This window comes from Variovorax glucosi, assembly GCF_051216695.1.
In the GTDB taxonomy this organism is placed as follows: Bacteria; Pseudomonadota; Gammaproteobacteria; order Burkholderiales; family Burkholderiaceae_C; genus Variovorax.
In genome coordinates this window covers 380-1,140 of record NZ_JBPJZE010000279.1, presented here as the reverse complement: position 1 = coordinate 1,140, position 761 = coordinate 380, and the positions used below count along the sequence as shown (strand labels likewise).

At 66.8% G+C, this 761-nt stretch carries 1 protein-coding gene and 1 pseudogene; both read left to right on the top strand.

The genetic code is table 11. The features are described 5' to 3' along the window. A pseudogene (locus ACSFA3_RS24965) lies at positions 1 to 132 on the top strand (NAD(P)H:quinone oxidoreductase); the annotation flags it as partial. A 36-nt stretch (positions 133 to 168) separates the two neighbouring features. Next, positions 169 to 761, top strand: a 593-nt coding sequence (locus ACSFA3_RS24960; RefSeq protein ID WP_435508036.1) for an SDR family NAD(P)-dependent oxidoreductase, incomplete at its 3' end; no start/stop codon positions are given.

Sequence of the window (761 nt, the reverse complement as noted above, 5' to 3'; positions counted from 1 at the left end):
GGCGGCGCGCCCTACGGTGCCACCACCGTCGCAGGCGGCGACGGCTCGCGGCAACCGACGGCGATCGATCTGGCCGGCGCGCGCCATCAAGGCGAGCTGGTGGCCAAGACCGCAGCGAAGCTCTTTGCCTGAGCGCCCGCACCCTCCATCTGTAGAAGCGAGAAAGACATGGTCTCCAACGACTTTGCAGGACGAGTCGTGCTCGTCACGGGCGCGGGCTCCGGCATCGGGCGGGAAGCCGCCAAGGCCTTCGCGGCGCGAGGCGGCCTCGTGTATGCCGCCGACCTGAACGAGCATGGCCTCGCAGAAACCGTCGACCTCATCACCGAGATCGGCGGCAAGGCCCAGGCAGTCATCGCCAACGTGGCCGTCGAGGAAGAAGTTGCCAGCGCCATTGCACGCATCGAACGCGAGGCAGGCCGGCTCGACGTGGCCTTCAACAACGCCGGCATCACCGGCAAGGCGCAGCGCATCGAAGACTATCCGACCGAAGACTTCGACAGGGTGATCGCGGTCAACCTGCGCAGCGTCTTTCTCGGCATGAAGCACGAGTTGCCGCTCATCAAGAAGAGCGGTGGCGGTGCCATCGTGAACACAGCCTCCGTGGCAGCACTGACGGGCCCCGGCGGAATGAGCGCCTACGCAGCCTCCAAGCACGGCGTGCATGGCCTCACGCGTGTTGCGGCCATGGAAAACGCCGCCCACAACGTGCGAGTCAACGCCCTCGCGCCCGGCTGGACGGAAACGCCGATGGTGAAGGT